The following is a 2284-nucleotide window of genomic DNA, read 5'->3' as shown; positions in this document are numbered from 1 at the left end:
GGCATGCTCAGCAGGGCAACGACTGCTAACACTTGGATGCGCGCAAAGAGATTACTATTGTACATTTTTTTATCGTTATCGAAAACTTCTTTAGGTTGCAATTTATGCCACCATAACCACCTTTCCGCGCAAGTAACAATTTTCCTGACTTGAGGTCAACTTTTACTGCATCGTGATTGTCCTGCCCACGGCCTCTCGTCACGCACATAAGTCCAGACCCGCGCTGTTTTGGTCTTCTTTTGCCCCGGCGCCTGCATCTTGACGGGCGTATCATCCGCAAAGAGCGCGCCGCCGCGCCGGACGATCCGCCCCATCTCATCGGCCAGTGGTTCCAACAGCGCCGTTGACCGGCCAACCCAGTCGGCCATGGTCGAGCGATCCAGATCGATCCCTTCGCGGGCATAGATCTGGCTCTGGCGATACAAAGGAAGATGATCGGCGTATTTGCTGACCAGAACATGCGCCAATAGGCCCGGACCCGGCCGTCCACGCTCAATGGGGCGCGACGGCAAAGGGGATTGAACAATCGCCTCACAGCAGGCGCAGGCTTTGCGCGGGCGGACAATGCGGTTCACGACAAAGCGGCCCGGCACGTACTCAAGTTCTTCGGTGATATCCTCGCCAAGCGTCTTCAGCTTGCCGCCGCAGCGGGTGCAATCCTCGCCAGGCGAAAGCACTTCTTCATGCCGGTCCAGATGAGCAGGCAACGGCTTGCGGCTGTGCTGGCGCGGAGGCTTGTCTTCAGCGGACGGCGTCTCAGGTTGCGTCTGTTCAGATGCGGCCTCGGCAATCGCCTCATCTTCTTCGAAGGTCAAATTGAGCTGATCCAGGCTCTCGGAACGCACACCAAACCGATGACGGTTCTGGCCCGCCAGTTGGTGCTTCAGCTTCTCGATCATCAGGGCCTGCGACCTGACCTCATCCGCCAATAGACGGTTCACAGCCCGCAGTTCTTCCGGGTCATCCGGCGTGATATCGAGGTCCTTCAGCATCGCTGATCCTATACCGGATCGGGGACAGAACGTGAATCCCGAAAGCGCTCAAGACATTGTATTTGTTGAGTTACCCGACCCGCAGGGGACGCCAGGTCTTCTGCGGCATCCGCCAGTCAATCCCTTCCAACAGCATCGACAACTGTGCTGGCGTGACGCTGATCTTGCCGTCCTTCGCAGCGGGCCAAACAAACCGACCCTTCTCCAACCGCTTGCTGAACAGGCACGCGCCCTGTTGATCCCACCAGATGATCTTGAGCAGGTCACCGCGCCGCCCCCGGAACACAAACAGATGGCCCGAATACGGGTCCAGCTCCAAAACCTTCTCGGCTTGTGCCGCCAACGTGTTAAACCCCCGCCGCATGTCCGTGACACCCGCCGCCAGCCAGACGCGTGTATTGCTGGGAACCGGGATCAAACCGCCAGACCTTGCACCAAGCTGACCACAGCGGCCAGCGCGGTCGGCCCTTCGATCAGGATGCGCCGTCCGTCCGACAAAGTGATGTCCACTCGGCTGGCCGACAGAGAGGCAGATGGAGACGGCATTGGCACGTCGATGGGCCGAGGTTCGCGGGCAACATCAGCCTCGATCTCAATCGGCAAAAACATCGCTTCTTGAGCGGACGCATCAGCCTCTGGCGCAAACCGCGGATCCTTCAGCCATTTGAAAACAAGGTTCGCATTGACCGCATAGCGACGCGCCACCTGCGCAACCGACATCCCCGGCGTAACCGCCTGCGCACAAATCTCGCGCTTCTCCTCATCCGCCCAAAACCGCTTCTTCCGCCCGCTCATAGAGTGCCCCTTAGTGTCCACTATCGATGGTGGACACTTAGCCCCCGCTAGCGGCAAGCGTTAGGTCGGGTTCAACGGACGCTTACAATGCATCTCCCGCCATCCAACACCATCCGCACAGCACGCTCGCGTACTTCCGGTGAATACTTGTTCGTTGTCTTTGTCGTGATGCTCCATCCAATTCATGAGTTGGAGCCTCCGGCAAACCCGGTGCAGTTCAAGCCATCAAACCCGCATTTGGCTCTTCCATGTTAAGAGTGGAGCTGTTGCGCATCCACCACAGGGTGTTTCCGCTCCGTTTGCTTCCACAGTGCTTCCAGTAGTGGTGGCAAAACGTAAGAAGCGCCCCTTTGGGGCGTTAGAGCGTTGTATTTATGCGGTAAAAGTGGTTGCGGGAGCAGGATTTGAACCTGCGACCTTCAGGTTATGAGCCTGACGAGCTACCTGGCTGCTCCATCCCGCGCCGGTTTGTTGGCCTTTTGGTTTTTGCCTTGAGG

The 2284-nt window shown here is 58.1% G+C and carries 2 protein-coding genes, 1 tRNA gene and 1 pseudogene; all 4 read right to left on the bottom strand.

Annotated elements, in window-relative coordinates:
* Window positions 1–179 precede the first annotated feature (179 nt).
* A pseudogene (tnpC, locus tag AC2FLX_RS22100) lies at window positions 180–992 on the bottom strand (IS66 family transposase); the annotation flags it as partial.
* Window positions 993–1062: 70 nt separating this feature from the next.
* A complete protein-coding gene (gene tnpB, locus AC2FLX_RS22095) occupies window positions 1063–1410 on the bottom strand; it encodes an IS66 family insertion sequence element accessory protein TnpB (protein WP_496811495.1) in 348 nt (115 codons plus the stop codon).
* Window positions 1407–1787 (bottom strand): IS66-like element accessory protein TnpA, encoded by a 381-nt coding sequence (gene tnpA, locus AC2FLX_RS22090; RefSeq protein ID WP_496811496.1) that lies wholly within the window; start codon window positions 1785–1787, stop codon window positions 1407–1409. The genes tnpB and tnpA overlap by 4 nt, the downstream gene beginning before the upstream one ends.
* A gap of 386 nt (window positions 1788–2173) precedes the next feature.
* Window positions 2174–2250: transfer RNA gene (locus AC2FLX_RS22085), tRNA-Met, on the bottom strand.
* Between the last annotated feature and the right edge of the window lie 34 nt (window positions 2251–2284).

It is taken from the genome of Ruegeria sp. YKSF57 (assembly GCF_059612585.1).
Note: the sequence above shows the minus strand (reverse complement) of the source record. Positions and strands in the feature narration are given on the sequence as shown.